The 23,350-nt window shown below is 63.7% G+C and carries 22 protein-coding genes; 8 read left to right on the top strand and 14 right to left on the bottom strand.

From position 1 onward, the window contains the following. Positions 1-111: 111 nt before the first annotated feature. The 7 genes from BLQ92_RS04775 to BLQ92_RS04745 are packed head-to-tail and all read left to right on the top strand — an operon-like array spanning position 112 to position 7,012. Complete coding sequence (locus tag BLQ92_RS04775) at positions 112-1,203, top strand: ABC transporter ATP-binding protein (protein ID WP_090682182.1); 1,092 nt, start codon at positions 112-114, stop codon at positions 1,201-1,203. After that, positions 1,196-2,143, top strand: coding sequence for an ABC transporter permease (locus tag BLQ92_RS04770; protein WP_090682181.1), 948 nt, complete (start codon positions 1,196-1,198; stop codon positions 2,141-2,143). The genes BLQ92_RS04775 and BLQ92_RS04770 overlap by 8 nt, the downstream gene beginning before the upstream one ends. 23 nt (positions 2,144-2,166) lie before the next feature. Continuing rightward, complete coding sequence (locus tag BLQ92_RS04765) at positions 2,167-2,961, top strand: ABC transporter permease (RefSeq protein ID WP_074296163.1); 795 nt, start codon at positions 2,167-2,169, stop codon at positions 2,959-2,961. Positions 2,962-2,984: 23 nt separating this feature from the next. Next, positions 2,985-3,389, top strand: a complete 405-nt coding sequence (locus BLQ92_RS04760; protein WP_244106320.1) for a (2Fe-2S)-binding protein — start codon at positions 2,985-2,987, stop codon at positions 3,387-3,389. Continuing rightward, on the top strand, positions 3,386-4,819 hold the full coding sequence (locus BLQ92_RS04755; RefSeq protein ID WP_090682178.1) for an NAD(P)/FAD-dependent oxidoreductase: 1,434 nt from the start codon (positions 3,386-3,388) through the stop codon (positions 4,817-4,819). The genes BLQ92_RS04760 and BLQ92_RS04755 overlap by 4 nt, the downstream gene beginning before the upstream one ends. Continuing rightward, positions 4,812-5,945, top strand: a complete 1,134-nt coding sequence (locus BLQ92_RS04750) for an NAD(P)/FAD-dependent oxidoreductase (RefSeq protein ID WP_090682176.1) — start codon at positions 4,812-4,814, stop codon at positions 5,943-5,945. The genes BLQ92_RS04755 and BLQ92_RS04750 overlap by 8 nt, the downstream gene beginning before the upstream one ends. A 20-nt stretch (positions 5,946-5,965) precedes the next feature. After that, positions 5,966-7,012 carry an ABC transporter substrate-binding protein gene (locus BLQ92_RS04745; protein WP_090682174.1) on the top strand — a complete coding sequence of 349 codons (1,047 nt, stop codon included), beginning with the start codon at positions 5,966-5,968 and terminating at the stop codon, positions 7,010-7,012. Positions 7,013-7,027: 15 nt separating this feature from the next. Here the strand turns inward: BLQ92_RS04745 and BLQ92_RS04740 are convergent, their stop codons facing one another. From BLQ92_RS04740 to BLQ92_RS04705, 8 genes are all read right to left on the bottom strand, one after another. Then, the gene (locus tag BLQ92_RS04740) at positions 7,028-7,327 is read right to left on the bottom strand and encodes a hypothetical protein (protein ID WP_090682172.1); all 300 of its coding nucleotides are present in this window, start codon (positions 7,325-7,327) and stop codon (positions 7,028-7,030) included. Positions 7,328-7,451: 124 nt separating this feature from the next. After that, a complete protein-coding gene (gene panE, locus BLQ92_RS04735; RefSeq protein WP_090682171.1) occupies positions 7,452-8,387 on the bottom strand; it encodes a 2-dehydropantoate 2-reductase in 936 nt (311 codons plus the stop codon). A gap of 220 nt (positions 8,388-8,607) precedes the next feature. Then, entirely contained in the window at positions 8,608-9,792 is a 1,185-nt protein-coding gene (locus BLQ92_RS04730) for a thiolase family protein (protein ID WP_090682927.1), read from the bottom strand. Between the two features lie 34 nt (positions 9,793-9,826). Then, positions 9,827-11,248: an efflux transporter outer membrane subunit gene (locus BLQ92_RS04725; protein ID WP_090682169.1), complete on the bottom strand. Its 1,422-nt coding sequence runs from the start codon at positions 11,246-11,248 to the stop codon at positions 9,827-9,829. A gap of 20 nt (positions 11,249-11,268) precedes the next feature. Next, positions 11,269-12,840, bottom strand: a complete 1,572-nt coding sequence (locus BLQ92_RS04720) for a DHA2 family efflux MFS transporter permease subunit (RefSeq protein WP_090682167.1) — start codon at positions 12,838-12,840, stop codon at positions 11,269-11,271. 34 nt (positions 12,841-12,874) lie between these two features. Beyond that, positions 12,875-13,999 carry an HlyD family secretion protein gene (locus BLQ92_RS04715; protein ID WP_175772620.1) on the bottom strand — a complete coding sequence of 375 codons (1,125 nt, stop codon included), beginning with the start codon at positions 13,997-13,999 and terminating at the stop codon, positions 12,875-12,877. Between the two features lie 124 nt (positions 14,000-14,123). Further along, positions 14,124-14,540 carry a MarR family winged helix-turn-helix transcriptional regulator gene (locus tag BLQ92_RS04710; protein WP_090682925.1) on the bottom strand — a complete coding sequence of 139 codons (417 nt, stop codon included), beginning with the start codon at positions 14,538-14,540 and terminating at the stop codon, positions 14,124-14,126. 136 nt (positions 14,541-14,676) lie between these two features. Further along, positions 14,677-15,102, bottom strand: a complete 426-nt coding sequence (locus BLQ92_RS04705) for a MarR family winged helix-turn-helix transcriptional regulator (protein ID WP_090682163.1) — start codon at positions 15,100-15,102, stop codon at positions 14,677-14,679. Between the two features lie 213 nt (positions 15,103-15,315). Here BLQ92_RS04705 and fliD point away from each other — a divergent pair, with 213 nt between their 5' ends. Continuing rightward, positions 15,316-16,806: a flagellar filament capping protein FliD gene (gene fliD / locus BLQ92_RS04700; protein ID WP_090682161.1), complete on the top strand. Its 1,491-nt coding sequence runs from the start codon at positions 15,316-15,318 to the stop codon at positions 16,804-16,806. Between the two features lie 114 nt (positions 16,807-16,920). On the opposite strand, the gene BLQ92_RS40550 is transcribed toward fliD, so the two are convergent. The 6 genes from BLQ92_RS40550 to BLQ92_RS04670 form a co-directional block, all read right to left on the bottom strand. Continuing rightward, positions 16,921-18,882 (bottom strand): S10 family peptidase, encoded by a 1,962-nt coding sequence (locus BLQ92_RS40550; protein ID WP_425194940.1) that lies wholly within the window; start codon positions 18,880-18,882, stop codon positions 16,921-16,923. A 379-nt stretch (positions 18,883-19,261) separates the two neighbouring features. Continuing rightward, complete coding sequence (gene hutG / locus BLQ92_RS04690; protein WP_090682159.1) at positions 19,262-20,230, bottom strand: formimidoylglutamase; 969 nt, start codon at positions 20,228-20,230, stop codon at positions 19,262-19,264. Beyond that, positions 20,227-20,994 (bottom strand): amino acid ABC transporter ATP-binding protein, encoded by a 768-nt coding sequence (locus BLQ92_RS04685; RefSeq protein WP_090682157.1) that lies wholly within the window; start codon positions 20,992-20,994, stop codon positions 20,227-20,229. The genes hutG and BLQ92_RS04685 overlap by 4 nt, the downstream gene beginning before the upstream one ends. Then, entirely contained in the window at positions 20,991-21,659 is a 669-nt protein-coding gene (locus tag BLQ92_RS04680) for an amino acid ABC transporter permease (RefSeq protein ID WP_090682155.1), read from the bottom strand. The genes BLQ92_RS04685 and BLQ92_RS04680 overlap by 4 nt, the downstream gene beginning before the upstream one ends. 17 nt (positions 21,660-21,676) lie before the next feature. Beyond that, positions 21,677-22,432 carry a transporter substrate-binding domain-containing protein gene (locus BLQ92_RS04675; RefSeq protein WP_090682153.1) on the bottom strand — a complete coding sequence of 252 codons (756 nt, stop codon included), beginning with the start codon at positions 22,430-22,432 and terminating at the stop codon, positions 21,677-21,679. Between the two features lie 82 nt (positions 22,433-22,514). Further along, a complete protein-coding gene (locus BLQ92_RS04670; protein ID WP_090682152.1) occupies positions 22,515-23,264 on the bottom strand; it encodes an IclR family transcriptional regulator in 750 nt (249 codons plus the stop codon). Positions 23,265-23,350: the final 86 nt, after the last annotated feature.

Here is a 23,350-nt window from a genome sequence, read left to right as displayed (position 1 = left end):
ACCGCCAAACGGAATTTGCATTTGACGACGCACAATATGGCTAGCTAGAGTCGGCTCCACCAGAGAGATTTGTCGATTCAGCCGGTGCCCATGCACCGAAAGGCCAGACCCATGTCGTTCCTCACGCTCACAGACGTAGCGAAATCGTTCGGCGAGCTGCAAGCCGTCGCCGACCTCAACCTGTCGGTGGAAAAAGGCGAGTTCGTTTCGCTGCTCGGTCCGTCCGGCTGCGGCAAGACCACCACGCTGCAAATGATCGCGGGCTTCGTCGAAACCACCCGCGGGCGCATCACGCTCGATGGCCGCGACATCACCCATACCAAGCCTAACCAGCGCGGCCTCGGCATCGTGTTCCAGAGCTATGCGCTGTTTCCGCACATGAGCGTCGCGCAGAACGTTGCCTTCGGTCTGGAGATGCGCGGCATCGGCAAGGCCGAGCGCAACGAACGGGTGCGGGAAGCTCTGGCCCTGGTGCGGCTAGATACGCTCGCCCACCGCTTTCCGCGCGAACTCTCCGGCGGCCAACGGCAGCGCGTGGCGATTGCGCGCGCCATCGTGATTGCGCCGCCCGTGCTGCTGCTCGACGAACCGATGTCGAATCTCGACGCCAAGTTGCGCGAAGACATGCAGTTCGAACTGCGCGCGATCCAGCGCAAGATCGGCACGACCACCATCATGGTCACGCACGACCAGTCGGAGGCACTCTCGATCAGCGACCGCGTGGTGGTGATGGAAGCGGGCCGCATCACCCAGATCGATACGCCGTACCGCGCCTACGAACGCCCCGAAAACCACTTCGTGTCGCAGTTCATCGGCAAGGCCAACATGCTGCCGGGCACCATCGTCGCACGCGACGGCGACGCCATCCGCATCGACCTCGGCCACGACCTCGCCGAAACCGGCAACACCGCGCAACTGCCGATGCGCGAGCGCGTCGTGAACATTGGCGACGCCGTCACGCTGTGCATCCGCCCCGAAAAACTGCGGCTCTGCGCACCGGATGCGGGCCGCCTCGCGGCCACCGTCACGAGCCGCTTCTTCCTTGGCAGTCAGTGGCTCTACCGGGTCGATTCGAAGCTCGGCGAGGTGCTGGTGTGCTGCCAGAACGAAGGCACGGAGCCGCTCGCGGAAGGGGCGGCGGTCGGCGTCGACTGGAATAGCGAGGCGATTCGCTTCGTGCAGCGGGAGGCGCGTCATGGCTAGTACGCTGCCCATCTCCACTGACAACACCAACGGCAACAACGGCGATAGTGGCCAAAGTGGTCAAAGCAGCCGCAGCACGCGCCGCGCGTCCTGGCATGCCTTTCTGCCGCTATGGCTGATGTGCGCGCCCGCCTTCCTGCTGTTCGCGGCGCTGGTGCTGATTCCGCTCGCCATGACGCTGGTCCTGACCTTCTATCGCTTCGATCCCTCGAGCGGACCGATCGCCGCGTTCCAGTTCGGCAATTACGCGGAAGTGCTGAAATCGAGCTACTTCCACACGATCTTCCTGCGCACGTTCGGTATCGCCTTCCTGACCACCCTGCTATGCGTCGTGATCGGCACGCCCGAAGCCTATGTGCTCTCACGCATGCGCGACCCATGGCGGTCGCTCTTCCTGCTGGTGATTCTGGCGCCGCTGCTGGTGTCTGTCGTAGTGCGGGCCTTCGGCTGGAGCATGCTGCTCAACTCCAACGGCCTCGTGAATCAGGCATTCGGCCTCGTCGGCATGGGACCGTACAAGCTCGAATACACGACCTTCGCGATTGTCATCGCCCTCGTGCATGTCATGTTGCCGTTCATGGTGATTCCGGTCTGGACGGCCTTGCAAAAGCTCGATCCGCAAACCGAGAACGCGGCCCTCTCGCTGATGGCCTCGCCGGCCACGACGCTGCGGCGCATCGTCTTGCCGCAACTGACGCCCGGCATCCTGTCCGGCAGTCTGATGGTGTTCGGCCTGTCCGCGAGCGCCTTTGCGATTCCCGGCCTGCTCGGCGGGCGACGCCTGAAAGTCGCCGCCACTGCCGTCTACGACGAATTCCTCAGCTCGCTGAACTGGCCGCTCGGTGCCACCATCGCCGTGCTGTTGCTAGTCGCCAACCTGATCGTGATGCTCACCTACTATCGGCTGCTGGAACGCAAGTACGCCCGGAGCATCGGCTAAACCCACGCGACGACGAGAATACGATGAGAAAAAACGGCCCTCTCGCGCTGATCTTTCATGCGCTCGTGATCCTGTTCGTGCTGGCGCCGCTCGCGATCGTGGTACTGGTCGCCTTCACGCCGGACGAAACCCTGACGCTGCCCACGCACGGCTTCTCGCTGCGCTGGTTTCGCGCCATCCTCGACTATCCCGACTTCATCTCGGCGTTCTTCAATAGCCTGAAGCTCGCCTTCGCGTCCGCCACGCTGTCGCTGATCGTCGCACTGCCGGCCGCATTGGCGATCGGCCGGGCACGCTTTCCGGGGCGCGGCTTTCTGAACGGCCTGCTGCTGTCGCCGCTGGTGATTCCCGGTCTCGTGCTGGGCATCGCGTTGCTGCGCTTTTTCGCGCTGATCGGCGCGACCGGCTCGTTTGCGTGGCTGGTGCTCGCACACATGATCATCATCACGCCGTTCGTCATGCGGCTCGTGCTCGCTTCGGTGAGCGGCCTCGACCGTAGCGTCGAGCATGCGGCGGCGTCGCTCGGCGCCGATGCCTGGACCACCTTCCGCCGCATCACCTTCCCGATGATCCTGCCCGGCATCACCGGCGGGTGGCTGCTCGCCTTCATCAACAGCTTCGACGAACTGACGATGTCGATCTTCGTCACCTCGCCGCAAACCGTCACGCTGCCGGTGCGCATGTATATGTATGCGACCGAATCGATCGATCCGATGATGGCCTCCGTGTCTGCGCTCGTGATCTTCATCACGGCCGGCGCGATGCTGCTGCTCGACCGCGTGTATGGACTCAACCGCATTCTGATCGGCCAGCACTGATGACTTCCCCTGCCCTGTCCCCTATGCCCGGCACGCCGTACCCGCCCGAGTCCTCCGCCGAGCGCGGCCCGCAGTTCGTGCGCGTCGCGGAGCTGCAGCGTGCGCCGCTGCCCTTCGTGTTGGATGGCCAAGCAGTCAGCGCATTGCGCGGCGACACGGTCCTGACGGCGATCCTCACGCAGCAACGGCAGCTACGCCACAGCGAATTCAGCGGCGAGCCGCGCGCCGGCTTCTGCCTGATCGGCGCCTGCCAGGACTGCTGGGTGCGCAGCGAAGATGGCGCCCGCTTGCGCGCCTGCTCCACCTTGCTGGCTGAAGGAATGCGGATCGTGACGCGCAGTGCCGCGCTCGATGCCAGCGCGGCCTTGGCCAGCACGAACTCCGATGGTGTGACCCATGCGGCCAGCGCCGACGGAGTCGCACCATGAACCAGGAATCAAGCGTGGTGATCGTCGGCGCTGGACCGGCTGGCGTGCGCGCCGCCGAAACGCTGGTCGCGGCGGGCGTGCGGCCGGTCGTACTCGACGAAAACGCCCGCTGGGGCGGCCAAATCTATCGCCAGCCGCCCGCCAACGCGACGTTCGAACGCTCGAAGCAAACGCTGTATGGCTTCGAAGCCCGCAAGGCCAATGCACTGCACTCGACGATGGCCGCCCTGCTGCCGCATCTCGACTACCGGCCCGACACGCTCGCCTGGGCCTGCGGACGAGGCCGCCTCGATACGCTGCACGCCGGGCGCGAAATCGGCCTGCCGTTCTCGCATCTGATCATCGCTAGCGGTGCAACCGATCGCGTGCTGCCGGTGCCCGGTTGGACTCTGCCGGGCGTCTATACGCTTGGCGGCGCGCAGGTCGCGCTGAAGTCGCAAGGCTGTGCGATCGGCCGGCGCGTCGTGCTCGCCGGTACGGGACCTTTGTTGTACCTCGTCGCGTATCAATACGTGAAAGCCGGCGCGCAGGTCGCGGCCGTGCTTGACACCAGCGCCTTGTCGCAACAGATCGCGGCGGCGCCGAAACTCTTGCGGCAGCCCGCCACGCTGGCAAAGGGGCTTTACTACGTGGGCTGGCTGCAGGCTCGTGGCGTGCGCATCGAGCGCAATGTGACGCTCGTCGGCATCGGCGGCGCGCGTCATGTCGAAGCCATTACCTGGCGTGCCACCCACAACGGCACGCCGAACCAAACGCTTGCCTGCGACGCGGTTGGCCTCGGCTTCGGCTTGCGCCCGGAGACCCAGCTCGCCGATCTGGCCGGTTGCCGCTTCCGCTTCGACGCGCATAACCGCTGCTGGCTGCCCGAACTCGACGCCGCCGGACGCAGTTCGGTGCCAGGCATTTATCTCGCTGGCGACGGCGCCGGGATTGCCGGCGCGGATGCCGCCGAACTGGCCGGGCGCCGCACGGCCCTCGCGGTGCTCGACGATCTGGGCGTCGCTCACCCGCGCGGTTCCAACCTGCCGGACGCGGCTTCGCTCGAACGCGGCTTGCGACGTATCGCGATCTTCCGCCAAGGCCTAGAAACCGCCTTCGCGCCCCCCGCCAACTGCGCATCGCAATGGCCCGACGAGATGACCGTATGCCGCTGCGAAGAAGTCGGCGCAGGAACACTGCGCCACTGCATCCGCAGCGGTGGGGCGAGCGAGATCAACCGTCTGAAAGCGCTGACGCGTGTCGGCATGGGCCGCTGCCAGGGCCGCATGTGCGGTGAAGCGGCGCTTGCCCTACTGAGCGCGGAAACCGGCAAGCCGCTCGAAGCGGTCGGCCGCTTGCGCAGCCAGCCGCCGGTCAAGCCGATTCCGATCTCGCCCGCCCTCTATGCCGACGGCGTCGCCGCGATTCCGGAGGAGGCGCGCGATGAATAAGCCTCTGCACTACGACGTGGCGATTGCCGGCGGCGGCCTGGTGGGCGCCTCGGCGGCGCTCGCGCTCGCCAAAGCCGGCTTGCGCGTTGGCTTGTTCGAGCGGCGCTTCTGCGGCGCTCAGGCAAGCGGGGTCAACTACGGTGGCGTGCGCTGCCAGGGACGCCCTGTCGAACAAATGCCGCTCGCCATGCGTGCGCGGCGCGTCTGGGACCGCTTGCCGGAACTGATCGGCACCGACGGTGAGTTCATCGTCTCCGGCCATTTGCGGCTCGCGCGCAGCGAGAGCGATCTCGCCGCCCTCGAACGCTGGGCGCAGATGGCGCGCGAACATGGACTCGAGCCGCAACTCATCGGCGGCGAGACCTTCCGGCGCCGTTATCCATGGCTGGGCGCTGCGGCAATCGGCGGCTCGCTGTGCGCGAGCGACGGTCATGCGAATCCGCGCCTCGTCTCGCCAGCCTTCGCTCGCGCGGCACAAGCGGCCGGGGCGGAGGTCCGCGAGCAGACCGAACTCAGCGAAATCAGCCATGACGGTACGCGTTTTCAACTCCGCGCAGGCGCTCAGCATTTCACTTCGGACTGGTTGATCAACTCCGCCGGCGCGTGGGCCAACAAGGTCGCGGCTTCGTTTGGCGAAACCGTGCCGATGAAGCCGATCTACCCGAACATGTGGGTCACCGAGCCGCTGCCGCTCTTCATCACCCACAACCTCGGCGTGTATGGCGGCGGCATCTATGCGCGGCAAGTCGCCCGCGGCAACTGCGTGGTCGGCGGCGGCCGCGGACAAGGCGACGGCGAATACGGCCAGCCCTCCACCGACACCACCCGCGCCGTGATGCGCGACGCCTGTGCACTGATGCCCGCGCTGCGCGACGCGCTGCTGATCCGCACATGGAGCGGCGTGGAAGGCGAGACGCCGGATAGCAACCCGGTGATCGGCGCGAGCCGCACCGTGCCGCGCCTCTTGCACGCATTCGGCTTTTCGGGCGGCGGCTTTCTGCTCGCGCCGGGCGTCGGCGAGGTGCTCGCCGATCTCGTCTTGCGCGGCTCGACAGCCACGCCGCTCGATGCGTTTGCGATCGATCGTTTCATCACCGTCCCTACCCCTAGCCTGCACGCTCTCTAGACAAACCCAGGAGATCCACCATGAAACTGTTCCGAACCATCGCGGCGCTCGCCGCATTGTGTGCATTCGGCGCCGCGACGCCCGCGTGGTCGCAGACCAAAACGATCTATATCGGCATGAACGGCGGCCCGATGGAGAAGGCTTATACGAGCCAGGTACTGCCCGACTTCGAGAAGGCCAACAATGTGAAGGTGGTCGTGGTGCCCGGCACCTCGTCGGATATTCTCGCCAAGCTGCTCGCCAACAAGGCCAATCCGCAGATTCACGTGGTGTTCCTCGACGACGGCGTGATGGCGCGCGCAGTCAGCATGGGCGTGTGCCAGAAGCTCGACGATGCGCCGGTCCTCAAGGAGTTGTACCCGTTTGCGCGGATGAAAGACGACATGGGTGCAGGCGTGCAACTCGGCATGACCGGCATTGCGTACAACAAGAAGCTGTTTGCCGAAAAAGGCTGGGCGCCGCCGACCTCATGGATGGATTTCGCCGATCCGAAATACAAGGGCAAGGTGGTGTTCCAGTCCGAGTCGAGCAGCACGTTCGGGCTGCATGGCTTCCTCGCGATCAATCGTCTGATGGGCGGTAGCGAACAGAACGTCGAACCCGCTTTCACGAAATGGTCCAGCACGGTCGGGCCGAACGTGGTCGAGTACATTCCGAACTCCGCGAAGATTTCGGAGATGGTGCAGACGGGCGAAGCCGGCCTGTTCCCGCTCACGCCGACAGGTGTCAGCGACCTGCAGGACAAGGGCATTCCGGTGGCTTACGTGAATCCGAAGGAAGGTCCGGTGCTGCTGCTGGTCGACCTGTGCGTAGTCAACAACAACCCAGACCCGGCGCTCGCCCAGAAGCTCGCGCAGTTCCTGTTGTCAGCTCCGGCGCAGACCAAGGCGGCCGATGCCGGCAAGCAGATCCCCACCAACCGGTTCGCCAAGATGCCGCCCGCGATGCAGCAAAGCCTGGGCAATATCGACGATCTGTTGCGCAAGGTGACCGTGGTGGACTGGGACGCGATCAATGCGCACCGCGCGCAGTGGGATACGCGCTGGAACCGGCAGATCGAGCAGTAACGGTGACCGGCCGGGTCAGAAAACAATAGAGAGCGTGACCGCGAGCCAGATCGCGCTCACGCCACTCAGGAACAGACGCCGGGCCACGCGAATCCCGGCGTCGCTGCTTTCCGGCTCGACCGAGCGGGTCGCCATCCACGGCACGAGACCGAGGCAGGCGAAGCCGCCGAGCGCGAACAGCACTACCAGTGCATCGGCGAACTTCCACGGCGCGGGCTCGTGGATCCCCCAATAGCCGAGATACACGATGCCGATCGAAAACGTCGTCGCCGACGCCGAACTCAGCGCCACCACCGACCCGGTTGGACTCGGCATCCTGCCCTCCTGTTGAACGTCCGCCGCAGCATTTGCGGCGTGGTCGATTCTACTGCATGGGAGGTGCTGCCCTGGGGGCGTGGCGGCCCGCGCATTGGGCCGCGCATTGGCCGACTAGCAGCCGTTATGCGGCCCTTGCCTGGCGAGCCTCGTAGGCCTTTAGATGGCTATAGGCAATGCGCAGCAGCGACAATCCCGCATCGCGCTGCTGGGCCGCACCGCCGCGCTGGATCAGGTCGCCCAGAATATGGTCGGCCTCGGTGCGCGAATGGTTTTCGACGTCGCGCAACATCGAAGCCGTCAGCGGCGACGGCGTGAAAAGCGTCTGATTAGCGCGCGCGTCGAACTGCGGCCCCATCGTAAAGCCGTTGTGCTGCGCCACCGCACGGCATTCGCCGAGCAGCCCTTCGATCACGCGGCGGCCGTCCGGCGCGCTCAGAATATCGCCCACCGAGCTGCGCAACAGGCAAGTGCTGGCCGCCAGCGTCGCCAGAAACACCCACTTCTCCCACATGCCCAGCAGGATATGTTCGCTGGTCGCCACATCGAAACCGGCGCCCGACATGACTTCGCCAATCGCCCGTACGCGCTCCGATACACCGCCTTGCAGTTCGCCGAAGGCGATGGCATGCATCTCATTCAGATGGACGATCTCGCGCTCGCGGTTGAGCGTCGCAGCAATCACGCATTGCCCGCCCAGCACCCGCGCGGCGCCGAATTTCTCAGTGAGGACATCGATATGGCGCATGCCGTTGAGCAGCGGCAGGATCAGCGTGGACGGCCCGACCAGCGGCTCGAACGAGGCGATCGCATCGTCGAGGTTGTAGGCCTTGCAACTCAACACCACCAGATCGAACGGTTCGGCGCTCTCGCCGGCCTGCACGGTCTTGACGTCGCGCAGCGTCAGGTCGCCGCGCGGGCTCTTGATGACAAGGCCGGCGCGGCGCAGTTCGTCGCCGCGGGCTGCGCGTACGAGGAACGTGACGTCACGTCCAGCCTCAGCCAGACGGCCGCCGAAGTAGCCGCCTACCGCACCTGCACCTACTACTAGAATTCGCATTGCATTGTCTCTTGGAGGATGGGTTGTTCAGTTCGCAGCGCTTCGCGCAGGTTCGCGGGCGATGAGCCGCCCGGCGCTCATGGCGCGCAGGACGCGAACCAGGCGTCTGTGTGAATGTAGCAAAGATTCCCGATTCGCATCGGCGCGGCGGGCGGCAGGCCGCGCGCCGCAACGCTGCCTCTCCACGCCTGCCCCGCCTCTGCCGCGCCCGCGCCTCACATCAGAGGATTTCGAGCGCCAGCGCGATGCCCTGCCCGCCGCCGATACACAACGTGACGATGCCGCGCTTGAGCCCGTCGCGGCGCATCGAGTGGAGCAGCCGGGTGGTCAGCACTGCGCCGGTCGCACCGATCGGATGGCCGTGCGCGATCGCTCCACCCTCGACGTTGACAAGCTCTTCGTCGAGCCCAAGCTTGCGCGCGACCGCAATCGGCACCGCAGCAAAAGCCTCGTTGATCTCAAAGCGCTCGACATCCTTCAGTTGCCAGCCGGCGCGCGCCAGCGCCATCTCCACAGCCGGCACCGGCCCGAGGCCGAACATGCCGGGCTCGACTGCGGCAACGCCGTAAGCGGCGAGCCGCGCGAACGGTTCGATGCCGTGGACCTCGGCAAAGCCGCGCTCCGTGACCAGCATCGCCGCGGCACCGCTATTCAGACCCGGCGCGTTGCCGGCGGTAATCGTGCCGTCGGGGCGGAACGCCGGACGCAGTTTGGCGAGCGTCTCGACCGTGGTATCGGCACGCGGCTGCTCGTCGCGGGCGAACGGCTGCGGTCCCTTGCGGCTCTGGACCGTCACGCTCACCAGCTCGGCGTCGAACAGGCCGCGCTCCTGCGCCGCGGCAAAACGCTGCTGCGAACGCGCGGCCCAGCGGTCCTGGGCCTCCCGTGTGATCTCCATCTGCGTCACGAGGTCTTCGGTGTGCCAACCGGAATGCTCGCCGGAGAACGCATCCACCAGGCCATCCCGCAGCATGCTGTCGTGCACCTGCGCATTGCCCATGCGGTAGCCCCAGCGGCCGCCGTCGAGCAGATAGGGCGCGCGGTCCATATTCTCCATGCCGCCCGCCACCGCAGCGTCGCCGAGACCCAGCCAGATTTCGTTAGCCGCCGAAGCAATCGCCTGTGCGCCCGAGCCGCACACCCGGTTGACCGTCAGCGCCGGCACGGCGACCGGCACGCCGCCGCCAATTGCCGCCTGGCGCGCCGGGTTCATCCGGTTACCGGCCTGAATCACATTACCCAGCACCACCGAGCCAAGTTCCGCGCCAGCCAGACCGCTGCGCCGCAGGGTCTCGCGTACGGCGGCGGCGCCGAGGTCGGTGGCCGGCACCTCCTTCAGCGTGCCGTTGTACGCGCCGATCGGCGTTCTCACAGGGTTGCAGATCACTACGTCTCGCTTGTTCATCATTTGCCTCTCGCAGTTAGAGCACAACATCACCTCAGTTCGCGGCGACCGCCGCTGGTGCATCCCATCCGCCACCCAACGAGCGGTACAGCGCCACGGCCGCCAGCGCGTGTTCGCGTTTCGCCTGATTCAAAGCCTCGGAGTCGCGCAGATACGCCTCCTGCGCCGCCAGCACGTCGAGAAAACTGGAGGCGCCGTCCTTGTACAGTTCGGTGGAGAGCCGCAGCGCGTGATCGGACGCGTCCAGCGCGCCGCCCAGACGATCGACCTGCACGGCGTCGTTGACCAGATCGCTGCGGGTGTCTTCGACTTCCTTGAGCGCCTGCAGCATCGTCTGCTGCAGGCCGAGTTGCGATTCGCGCAACTTGCTTTCGCTCTCGTCGATACCGGCCGTGATCCGGCCGGCGTTGAAGATCGGGCTAGTCGCGCTCAACGCCGCGCTGAAGAGGTTGTTGGTCAGCGTAGGCAAGCCGAGATACGACGACGCCAGCAGACCGTCCGCCAGATTCAGCCTGAACTGCGGATAGCGTTGTGCCCTCGACGCGCCCACTTCCGCTGCGCGCTGCTCGACGCTGGCGTAGGCGGTGCGCACATCGGGCCGGCGCAACAGCGCTTCGGACGGCAGAATCTGCGGCACGCTTTGCGCCGGCACCGGAATGTCGCGCGCGTCGCTCAACAGCAAGCTGCCGACGCTTTCCGGCGTGCGGCCCGAGTAAACCGCGATCAGGCTGAGCTGATGCTGGATGCGCGATTGCACCTGCGGAATCTGCGCCTGCAGATCCTGCAACTGGTTCTGCGCACGCGCGACGTCGAGCTGCGTGGACAGGCCGTAGTGCAGGCGCTCTTGCGTCAGCTTGAGGGCGCGGTTTCTGATCTGCTCGTTGTCGCTCAGAATCTGCAACTCCGACTGCGCCCAGCGCAAGTCGATATAGGCGGCGGCCGTGTTGGCCGCGAGCGCCAGCCGCAGTTCATCGAGCGCAGCCGCACGGCCCGCCGTCTGCGCCTGCGCGGCCAGCACGGCAAGCCGCTCGCCGCCGAACACATCGGGCGTCCAGCTAGCCGCCACACCCACGCCGGCCTGCCGCACATAGCCGAGCGGCGGTGGCGCATTGATCCGCTGGTCCGCTGCGGTGGCGGTCGCATCCAGTTCGGGCAGCAGCGCCGAGCGTTGCTGGGTCGTGATGGCCTGCGCCTGTTTGACGCGTTCAACGGCGGCCTGCACATCCAGATTGCCGGTCAGCACGTCCTCGATCAGTTGACGCATGACCGGGTCGCCGAAGCGCGCCCACCACGCGTTCGCATCCGCGCTATCTTGCGGCGCCGCGACACTCCATGCCGTAGGCGCCACGGCTTGCACGGCGTGCGGCAGATCCGCATGCTGGGCCGGCGGCACGGCGCACGCAGCGAGGCTCAGAAGCAGCAGACTCGCCATGCCTTTCGCGGTGATATATTTCATATCGCTATCCTTATTATTTTCTAGTGAGCGTCAGGCGGCGGCGCGGTCAGCCCGAACGGACGCGAAAACGCCACACTCAGCAAACCCACCACAAAGCACAACGCGACCGCGAGAAAGGTGTCGGAAAAAGTCAGCACCAAGGCTTCGCGCATCAACAAGGCATGCAGCAGATCGAGACCCGCATGCGCCGCGTTGAGCGTGTCGCCCCCCACCGCCGCAAGCCGCGCGGCCTGCTGCTGCAGCAAGCCTTCGACCAGCGGCCGCCCTGCCGTCAGGTGCTCGTCGAGCCGTTCGTAATGGAGGTTCAGGCGGTCGTTGAGCATCGTGCTGCTGACCGCAATGCCAATCGCACCGCCCAGATTGCGCATCAGGTTGAACAGGCCGCTCGCCGAGCGCAGCCGCGAGGGCGGCAGCGAGCCAAGCGCCATCGTTACGATCGGCGGCACGCAGAACTGCTGGCCGATGCCGCGCAAGGCCTGCGGCAGTAGCAGTTCCTGCCAGCCCCACTGATTGGTCAGTGGCACGTACAGATAGCAACCCAGACCGAAGCACACGAGCCCGAACACCAGCAGCCAGCGCATATTGACGACGCGCGCCAGCAGCGCGTAGGCCACCAGCGCCATGAGCTGAAAACACCCCACCGACAAGAGCGCCAGGCCGATCTGCAGCGAATCGAAACCGCGCACGCGCCCGAGAAACACCGGGGTCAGAAACACCGTACAGAAGATGCCCACTCCCGTGATAAACGACAGCAGGCAGCCGACGCCGAAATTGCGAATCGCCAGCGCGCGCAGATCGACGATCGGCTCCTTGGCGGTGAACGCGTGCACAAGGAACAGAAAGCCGCAGATCACGGAGATCCAGGTGCACAGGATGATCGCGTCGTCGCCGAACCAGTTCTTGCGCGGCCCTTCTTCGAGCACGTACTCGAGGCAGCCGAGAAAGCCGGACATCAGCAGCATGCCGAGGTAATCGCCCTTTTTCAGCAGCGACAGATCGACTTCATCGATATGCACGAACTTCGGCACCAGCAGCGTGACGAACACGCCCGGCACGAGGTTCAGATAGAACAGCCAGTGCCAGGACCATTGCGAGGTGATCCAGCCGCCGATCACGGGTCCGACGGTCGGCGCGAGCGAAGCCAGTGCGCCGATGGTGGTCGAGGCAATCAGCCGCTGCTTGCCGGGGAACAGCACGAAGGCCGTGGTGAATACGGTGGGAATCATCGCGGCGCCGAGCGCCCCTTGCAGGCCGCGAAACAGGATCATCGAATTGATGTCCCACGCGAGTCCGCACAGCATGCTGGTAATCGTGAAGCCGAGCGCCGAGAAGGCAAACAGCCAGCGTGTCGAGAAGACCCGTGTGAGCCAGCCCGACATCGGAATCACCAGAATCTCGGCGATCAGATACGAGGTCTGCACCCACGACAGTTCATCCTGGCTGGCGGACAGCCCGCCGCCAATATCGCGCAGAGAAGACGCGACGATCTGGATGTCCAGCGTCGCCATAAAAAAGCCGAGGCACATCAGCGCGAACGCCAGCACCTTGGTGCGGGTCGGCTGGTTGGCGGGGTTCAACGGAGGGTGGGTCATGGCAGGCCTGAAGCGAAACGCGAACGCGGCGTGGTTAGGAATGCGCTGCGGCGCTGGCGTTCGCGCTGGTCGTGTCAGTGCCCGTGCCCAAATGCACCTTCACGGTCGCCGAAAGACCGGGCCGCAACACGCCTTGCATGTCCTGCGGCGCGTCGAGGCGAATCCGCACCGGCACGCGCTGCACGATCTTCGTGAAGTTGCCGGTGGCGTTTTCCGCCGGCAGCACGCTGAAGGTCGCGCCGGTGGCGGGCGCCAGACTGTCCACCACGCCGTGCAGCGTTTTGCTGGAGGCGTCGAGCGTCACCTCGGCGGTGTCGCCCGCGTGCATCTTCTTCAACTGGTCTTCCTTGAAGTTGGCGTCGACCCATAGGCCAGTCGAGGGCACCACCGTCAGCAGCGACACGCCGGTATTGGCAAGCAACCCGACCTGGGCGGTCCGATTACCGACGTAGCCATCCACCGGCGAGCGGATCGTGGTGTATTCCACATTCAGTTCGGCCACGCGCTGCGCCGCCTGTGCCGTCGCCACCCGGGCTTGCGCCGCGCCGATCTGCGCATCGAGCACGCTGATCTCGCGTTGCGCAGCGAGCAAGGCGGCGCCGCTGCGGTCCACCGCGGCGTGCGCCTTGGCGAGGTCCGCATCGGCCCGCTCGACGATCTGGTTCGACACCGCCTCGTCCTTGACGAGTTCGCGGTAACGCGTTTCGTCCTGGGCGCTGCGGGTCAACTCAGCCCCCGACGCCTTCACCTCGGCCGCCTGCTCGTCGATGGTGGCCAGTTGCAGCGACTTTTTCGCCTGCAGCTCGGTCACCGCGGCCTGCGCGCTCTGCACGTCGGCGCTGGCCTGGGCGAGCCGCGCGTCGTAATCCCGCGCGTCGAGCCGGATCAGCACCTGATTCACCTGCACGTGCTGGTTGTCGCGCACCAGCAGATCCGTCACAAAGCCGTTCACCTTCGGCGCCATCACCGTCACGTCGCCGCCCACGTAGGCGTCGTCGGTGCTTTCGACAAAGCGGCCGACCAGCAGCCAGTACGACAGCGCGCTCGCCAGCACCACCAGCACGACGATCACCGCGAGCAGCATCCACGGCGTGCGCCGGGCCGGTTGAGCGAGACCCGCGGCGCTGGGCGGAGCGAGAGTCGAAGGAGTAGTGGACATGATTGGATGTGCGTATGCACTTAACGATATTGAAAATGAGCGTGACCGGCACGCCACCCGTGACCTGGCCTTTCAGGACGCCCGGTCCGCTTGCGACAAAAACGTCTGACTCAAACCCTCTCGATCAGGCCTTCGTCATGTCCAGCAACTCGCGCCGCAGCGTTGCCGCGCGCTCGGCACCGAAGCGCTGTTCGAAATCTTCCTGTGCCGCATCCCAGTGAGCCCGCGCGGCGGCATACTTCGCCTCGCCGGCCGGCGTCCATCTGAGCGACAGCTCCCTGCCCTTGGTTGGCGCGCTCCGGCTCGACAGCAGGCCATCGCGCTGCAAGGGCTGAATTGCCCGCACCAGCGTGGTCCGCTCCATCACCATCGCGTCGGCGAGTTGCTTCATCGTCAGCAACCTGCCGCCGTGAAACCGGCCGAGGATCGAGAACTGCGTGATCGTCAGTCCGACCTGCGCAAGATGCCGGTCGTACAACTGCGAGACGTAACGGGCCGCCTGGCGAATCGCAAAACAGTCGTCATCGGGTAGCAATTGCATCGTGTCGGGTTCCATTCTGAGTGCATACGCACTTGTCATCTTAAACTTTCAAACCGATTCCTTTAGCTTCCGACTCCATGTGCCGGCGCTCCACGCTGTAATCCGCGCGTGCCTCTTCGTGTCCTTTAGTGACGCCTCACTCGGCGGTCAGGCCGAACAGTTCCGCGCGCAGTGCCTTGGCTCGCGCGCGGCCGAACTTCCCTTCGAACTCGGCTTGCGCGTTACGCCACGCGATGGCCGCCTCGGCAAATGTCGCCTTGCCACTCTCCGACAAACTGAACAGATAAGTCCGGCCGTCATGCTCCGACGCCTCGCTGATGACGTAGCCGTCGCGCTGCAGCGGCTTGAGCGCCCGCACTAGTGTGGTGCGGTCCATCACCATTGCCTCGGCCAGCTCCACCATGGTGGCAGGCGCCTTACGGGCCAGCTTTGCCATGATGCTGAATTGCGCAGCCGTCAGCCCCACCTCGCCGAGATGGCGCTCGTAAATCTGCGTGACGTAGCGCGCCGCCTGGCGCAGTGCGAAGCAGTTGCACTCGTCGTAAGAGAGAGGTCCGTTCATGTGATGCAGTCTATATGTGCGTACGCACAGCGTCAACCCGCACGGTGTCCAGCAAGCAAATCGAAAATATCTTGTAATCTTCACACATAAGTTATTACAATATCTTACATTTCGATCTGTAAGGGTTCGAAACCAGCAGAAGCGCTTGCCTGAGCGCCTGCTGACTGCCGCTTTCCAATCACTAATTATGCTGACGCGAGGGGCCAACACGTCATGTCAACGGTATCCAACACCACCGCTTCCACCGCTGCGACTACGTCGATTCAGGACGCTGCGCAATCGATCATCAGCGGGGCAACGAAATCGAATACCGACGTGAACGCGCTCGTCAGCGCGATCGTCAATGCGAAAGTGGCCGGCAAGAATGCCATGCTGGCCGGCAGCGCGAAGCGCGACAACGATCAGCTCACCGCGATCGGCACGCTGAAGTCGGTGCTCTCGCTGATGCAAAGCGCGTTGGCGCCGCTCGCCGACGGTACCGCTTTCTCGACCTTCACTGCCAGCGCCAGCGGCAAGGGCCTCACGGCGAGTGCCGGCAAAGGCGCGGTGGCGGGCAGCTATGCCATCGACGTACACAGCATTGCCACCTCGCAGTCCATCACCTCGGGCGCGTTCACCAGCAAGGCGGCGCTCGGCGCCGGTTCGCTGACCTTGTCGCTGGGCGGCAAGAGCACCACCATCACGATCCAGTCCGGCAAGAGTACGCTGGCGGATATCGCCTCGGCCATCAACTCGGCGGCCGGCAATCCGGGCGTCTCGGCCACGGTCGTCAACGGGGTGGACGGCGCGCACCTGATGCTGCACGCCAACACCACCGGCCTCGCTAACGGCATCAATGTCCAGGTCAAGTCGGGCGACGCCGAGTTCAACAAGCTAAGCGTCAAGTCCAGCATCTCCACCACCACGCCTGCCACCACCGTGGTGGACGACTCGGGCAACTGGAAGCAAAGCGTCGCGGGTCAGGATGCGCACCTCAGCATCTCCGGCATGGAGGTCTCGAGCCCGAGCAATATCGTCACCTCCGCGATTGACGGCCTCACGCTGAACCTGACGGCCGACGCCGTGAGCAGCAGCCCGCAGACGCTCACGATCGCCCAGGACGTGACCGACCAGAAGACCGCGATTGGCGCCTTCGTCACGGCGTACAACAACTTCGTCACAACCGCCGCTTCGTTTACCGGTTTCGATGCAACCAAGAAACACGGTTCCCAAGGCGGTGCGCTGCTCGGCGATGCGACGATGAACGCGATCCGCAACACGCTCTCGGGAGCGATGAGCGGCGGCCTGAAAGAAAGCAGCGGCGCGGCCACCCTCGCGGGCATCGGCATCACGTTCCGCAAAGACGGCACGTTGAAAACCGACGACCTCGCACTGACCAATGCATTGACCAACAACTCGACCGGAGTTGCCGCATTGTTCAATTCGAAGACCGGTCTCGCTGCCTCGTTGAACACCTCGCTGACGTCGTTCCTGAAAACCGGCGGCACGCTCGATATGCACAGCAACAGGCTGACCACCGACCTGAAGTCGCTAGCCGACCAGCAGACCCAGCTTAACGATTACACGGACAAGCTGACCAAGGGCTATAACGCTCAGTTCACGGCGGTCAACCGGCTCATGTCGCAGATGGCCAAGAACGGCGACTATCTGACCGCGTTGTTTGGCGGGAAGAATAGCGCTGGGGCGATGGCGAGCAATAAGTAAAGCCGCTATCGCGCCAGGACGCCTCGAACTGGCAATCGAAACGAAACGCCCCGGGACACAGCAGCGTCCCCGGGGCGTTGTTCATTTACCGGCCACGCGTATCTCAACCTTCAATCACGAGCGCGGCGGCGTTTGCTGATGCAGCTTCTGCAAGGTCTGCTTCTGCCGCTGCATAATGCGTTGTGTCGCGCTCGGCGTAGTCGCAGCATCGTAGAACGCACTGAGGTTGGTCTTCATCGCCGTGCGCGAGGTGCCGTCGAGGTAGATCATGTGGCCCGAAGGATAGTAGGTCGTGGTCAGATTGCTTCGCAACGATGAGGCGATCGGCATGTTCTGCAAATCGAGATCCGTTTGATGGAATGGCGTCACGCTATCGTAGTAACCGCTTTCCTGCATGACCTTCAGATCGGGATTCAGGCTCATGGTGGCGGCAAGATCGCCCGCCGTGTAGAGAATGGTATTCCCGTTGGCATCGATCCCCTTCTGTGTGCCGGTAGGATCCATGTGCGAAAAGGACCAGTTATTGAAAACCGCATTATTCAGGTCGACAAAACTCGAAGCCGTCGTGTACTTCAGGGTTTGATTCAGGTAGCTGTTCCACATGGCGGTGTAGACACCGGCGACGGCCGTGATGCTCGGATCGTTGCTGCCAGAAAGCGGGCTGACGTTTGCCGCAATACCGCCATTGATCGACGACACGCGTCCGTCATAGCTGCCAACCAGCAGACCCTGGCTTTGCAGCAGATCCTCCTGGAACGAGGTGTAGTTCTGACTAATGCTCGACCCGCGCGCGGAGAGGTTAAGACCCGGCATGTCACTGTTGATCAACGCAACCGGTATGCCAATGTCGTTGCTGACCTGCTGAACCATGCCAGGAGACGGAGCGGGAAGCTGGGCGAGTGCGGCAAAGTCCTGCTGGAGCTGGGTTGCGTTTGCGACGGTCGTAGCGGTAGAGCCCGTTCTGGAAATGAGGTACGTGAGGTAGCCGGACCAGCTAATGCTGCTCCACTGGCTTCCGAGCTGATTGACTGCTGCATTGATATCAGCAATGTTGGGATTGGTCGATTGAGTGCCCGGTGATGACGGAAAGAGCGACTGTTCCAGACCCTGCACCTGGGAATTGAGGGTGGCAGCCTGCGCCGTAGCGGCAGCAAACGGCCCGTCGGCAAACTGCGTCACCGTCTTCATATAGCCGGCCAAGGCGCTGCTGGCCGAATTGGTCGTGGACTTGTTGTAATACCAGGCAACGGCCGCCCAGGTGGGCAAGATGCCCGCACTGTTGCCCGTCTGCGAGTAGTCCAGGATGGACGACTGCAGCGTGACGCCGTTCAGGTCAACGCCATCCTCGTGAAGATCGTATGCCAGCATCGCGCTACGCGCAGTTCCATACGATTCGCCGTAGAGGAATTTGGGTGAATTCCAGCGCCCGTTTACCGTCAGGTAGCGTTTGATAAACTGATCCAGCGAAGCCGCATCAGGATCGCTGCCCCAGAAGTCCTTGTTGACCTTCGGTGCAATTGCCGACGAATACCCTGTCCCCACCGGATTGATAAATACCAGATCTGACTTGTCGAGCAGGCTATCGGCATTGGTCTCCATCGCATATGGAGCAGCCGGGGTGAAGGCCGGCATATTCGTTTTTATGCGCTCGGGAGCAAACGAGCCCAGCATGAGATACACCGATGACGAACCTGGCCCGCCGTTGTAGAAAAACGTGACAGGACGCGATCCGGGAGCGGCGCCGTCCTTGGTAAAAGCGACATAGAACATGGTCGCCCCAGGCTGGGACGTGCTACCGTCAACGATCGTCAGATGACCTGCGGTGGCCGTATAGGGGAAGGTCTGCGCACCAAGCGTAATCGTGTGATGCGTCACCGCCGCACTTTCGGATACGGCTGCGGCCGGAAGAGAACCCTGCGGGTCCATACTGTAGGCAAGCGTGTCGTTGTATGCCTGATCGGGCACGGCGGCAGGGGTATTACTTGTAGATGAGCCTCCTCCGCACGCGCCCAGAGCAAGCGAAGCAAACAGTGTCGTTACGCCGTAGACCGGTTTGAATCCAGACAGTCGATTCACAGAACCTCCTCATAGCAAGTTAGTTTTATTTTCCATGCCACATAGTTAGTTAACCTAACTTATTTATAATGAATAATTGAGACAATTGATCAAGGCCTGTCATACCCATTTTATTTCGACCACAGTGATTGCCCCATCACACCTTCATGCGATCAATCACTGATTCGGAAAGCTTAGCAAGATCTCAAGAGAAACAGTAATTCTGCGTAATATTTTGCAAATGTCACGCACTCCGGGGAGAGTCAATGCGTTTTACATTTCTCACCGACGGTTTCGTTCGATTTTTAAAAAGGGAGATTTTCAGAAGAGGGGCCGTCGCAATCGGGCTGCGATTGACCCATGCAAACCCAGCGTGGCGGGAATAGCGCCAGAGAAGCGCCTATAGCAGCCTGTGCGCAAGTCGCGCCGCGACCCGGGCGGTGCGCTTGTCCTGATCGAGTGAAGGGTTGTACTCGGCGATATCCGCTGCGCGCAGCTTGCCCGTTGCGCGCAGCCTCACCACCATCGCTTCGACCACCGCCAGCGGCACGCCCAATGCCGCTGGCGCCGATACGCCCGGCGCGATCGAGCCCGGCAGCACGTCCAGATCGATAGTCAGATAGATATCGTCCGCAGCGTCGAGCCACTGGTCCAGTTGGGCCAGACGCCGCTCGAGCTGGGACTCCTGCATGTCCGTATCAAGCGCGTACTGCACGCCGAGCTGCTGCGCCCGCGCGAACAGCGCCGCCGTATTGGCAAGGTCGCTGATCCCCAAGCAGACATAGTTGAACGGCACGCCACGTTCAGCACAATCGCAGGCAATCTGATCGAAGGGCGTACCCGAATTCCCAGGGCGGGTCTGGCGTAAATCGAAGTGCGCGTCGAAGTTCACAATCAACAGTCGACGCTCAGCGCTTGCGCCTAGATGCGCGCGCAAGCCGCTATACGTGCCCCAAGCCACTTCATGGCCGCCGCCGAACACCAGCGGGCGGCCGCCACACGCAAGAATCCCGGCGACGACGCGACCCAACTCGTGCTGCGCCGCTTCCAGATTGCCGTCGTCGCAAAGCACATCGCCTGCATCGTGCAGCGCCGTCAGTGCTTTGGCCGGCAAGCCCGCAAGCGCCCGCCGCAACTCCTTCGGGGCATGCGCCGCGCCGATACGCCCCTGGTTGCGGCGCACACCTTCGTCGGAGCCGAAGCCGACAATCACGGGCGTTCCGTCAACAAGCCTTTCGCCCGTGAGCCCGTCGCCGGTTAGCCCGTCGCCGGCAAACCGCGACACCTGATTGAACACGCGCCGCGTATCGCCCGGCTCGCCGTCGTCGCAGCGGCCGCTCCACACCTTGTCGTCGAACGGAACTCTCATGCTCGCGACAACACCGCCTGCAGAAAGGCGCGCGTGCGTGGCTGCGTCGGCGCCGAGAAAATTTCCGAAGGCGGTCCAGCTTCGACAATCACACCGCCGTCCATCACCACTACGACATCGGCAACTTCCTTGGCAAAGCCCATTTCGTGCGTGACGACTACCATCGTCATGCCCTCGCTCGCCAGCAGCTTCATGACTTGCAGCACCTCGCCAACCAGTTCCGGGTCGAGTGCCGAGGTCGGTTCGTCGAACAGCATCACGCGTGGCTGCATCGCCAGCGCGCGGGCAATCGCCACGCGTTGTTTCTGGCCGCCCGAGAGGCTCGCCGGCATCACATGCGCCTTGTGCGCGAGGCCGACTTTCTCGAGCAACGCCATTGCTGCGGTTTCCGCATCGGCTTTGCTCAGGCCGCGCAGCATGCGCGGGCCGACGGTAATGTTATGCAGCACCGACAGATGCGGGAACAGATTGAACGACTGGAACACCATCCCGACTTCGGTGCGCAGCGCGTTGAGCGAACGCTCCTTGAGCATCACACCGTGGTCCACCAGACGGTGACCACAGATATCCACAGTGCCGCCCTCGGCCTGCTCGAGCCCATTGCAGCAGCGCAGAAAAGTACTCTTGCCCGAGCCGCTCGGCCCGATCACGACCACCACCTGTTGCGGCTGAATGTCGAAGTCGATGCCGTTCAACACGACGTGCGAGCCGAACGATTTGGTCAACCCGCGAATCTGCACGATAGGTTGCGACACGCTGTTCATTGCACCATCCCTCCTGCACGCAAACGACGCTCGACGCGATGCAGCGCGTAATTGGTCGCCTGGGTCAGCACGAGATACACCAGCGCAATGGCCAGGTACACTTCGAGCGAACGGTACGACACGCTGATGATTTTCTGGCCTTCGTGCATCAGGTCGTCGATCGTGAGCAGCGAAACCAGCGCCGAGTTCTTGATCAGCGCGATGAATTCGTTGCCGAGCGGCGGGATCATCCGCACCACGGCCTGCGGCAGGATGACCGCGCGCATCGCCTGACTCGAGGACATGCCGATCGACCGCGCGGCTTCCATCTGCCCACGGTCAACCGACTGAATCGCTCCGCGCACGATCTCCGACACATACGCCGCCGAATACAGCCCAAGCCCCAGCACGCCGCACACGAACGCCGGCAGCAGAATGCCGAACTGAGGCAAGCCGAAGAACAACAGGAACAGTTGCACGAGCAAGGGCGTGCCACGGAAGAACGTCAGGTATGCGGTGCAAAAGCCGTACAGCAAGCGGCGGCGCGGCGTGAGACGGCCGATGCCGATCAGGAGACCGAGCACGCAACTCAGCGCGAGCGCCGCGGCGGTCACTTCCACCGTGACGAGCGCCCCGTGCGCGATGTCGGTCCAGCCGGCAATGACCGGCGAGAAATCGAGTTCCATCTGTTTGACCCAGCCGGTTATTGCGCGTCAGCGCCGAACCACTTGTGGACGATCGCCGCGTAGGTACCATCGGCCTTGATCCTGGCGAGCGCGGTATTCAGCGCGGCCTTCAACTCGGGCTCATCCTTGCGCACGGCAATGCCGTATTGCTCGGTGGTGAGCTGCTGGCTGATCACGCGAAAGCCGCCGCGCGTTTTCGCCAGTTGGTACGCCGCGGGCTTGCCGGTGACAGCAGCATCCGCGCGGCCGATACCGACCAGGTCGAACATCTCCTGATTCTTCTCGACTTCGACGCGCTGCACTTGCGGGTAATTGTCACGCAGGAAGTTGACCGATTTCGTGCCCACCTGCACCGAGACCTTCTTGCCGTTGAGGTCGGCAAGCGCCTTGATCGGCGAATCGGTTTTCACCAGCGCAACAAGGCCGCCCGCGTAGTACGGGTCGGTGAAATCGACCACCTTGGCGCGCTCGTCCGTGATGTAGATTGCCGAGATTGCGACGTCGAAGCGATGCGCAATCAGGCCAGGAATCAGGCCTTTAAAATCGATGTCCGTCCACTGCACGGTCTTGCCCATCGCCTTGGCCAACGCATTCATCATGTCGATGTCGAAGCCGGTGCGCGCGCCGTTTTCGGTGAACTCCATCGGCGGGAAGGTCGCATCGGTGGCGACCTGCAGCACGTTCGCGCCTTGTGCCGAGGCGGAACCGGAAAAGCCTGCGAACGTAACGGCGAGCGTCAGGCAGGTGAGAGACAACAGGCGGTGCAGTTTCATGGCGCAGCTCCTTCAAAGGATCAAGGCAAGGATCAAGGCGAGGATCGATACGACCATCCGCGCCGAATCAGAATCACGTCGTTCATTCGCTTTGCAGATGCTCGGAAATCGCGCGGGCCGTGCGTAGCGTCCCGTCGATAAACTGGTTTTCGTGGCCTGCGGCGCGGGTCGACGGCGCCATCAGGGTGATCGAGGCGCTGCAGCCGGCGGCGCGTCCCGCGCGATGGAAGATCGGCGCGCTCACGCCCCACACTCCCGGATCCACTTCGCTGTCGCTGACCGCATAACCTTGCGCACGCACACGCGCCAGTTGGGCTTCTAGCGCGGCACGGCCGCTTGCGTCATCTTCGAACATGCTGTCGAGCACTTCGGTTCGCGCCTTGTCGTTCATGAAGGCCAACAGCGATTTGGCCGACGCGCCGGCCTTCAAGGGCACGGCTCGCCCCTTTTCGAAGGAGCAGCGCAACGAGTGCTGGCTCTCCACCATCTCGAGACACATCACCTGATTCTTCACCGCGACCACGAGGCCAATGCTCTCTTGCGACGCCCGCGCCAACTGCTGCATTTCACTTCGGCTCGCTTCGACGAGCAGCGAGTTGACGTCGAAGCCGAGCGCGAGCTGCAGACTGATCGGGCCGGGTGCATAGTGACCGGCGTTCTCCGCGACAAAGCCCCAGCGCTTGAGCAGCGCGATCTGCCGGTAAAGGGTGCTTTGCGCGAGTCCGGTGATGGACTGCAGGTCCCGCACCGAAAGCGCCTTGCCATGACTGGCCAGCGCTGCGAGGACGAGCAGCACACGTTCTGCGCCGGTGACATTCTGTTCCGCGTTCACAGCGACGACACCACGAATGACGATGAAGTCAGGATGCCAGAACGTTCTCAGATTTCAAAAATCGATTTCCCACGCGGTGAGAATGA

Origin of the sequence: Paraburkholderia phenazinium (assembly GCF_900100735.1) — a bacterium.
GTDB classification, from domain to species: domain Bacteria; phylum Pseudomonadota; class Gammaproteobacteria; order Burkholderiales; family Burkholderiaceae; genus Paraburkholderia; species Paraburkholderia phenazinia.
Note: the sequence above shows the minus strand (reverse complement) of the source record. Positions and strands in the feature narration are given on the sequence as shown.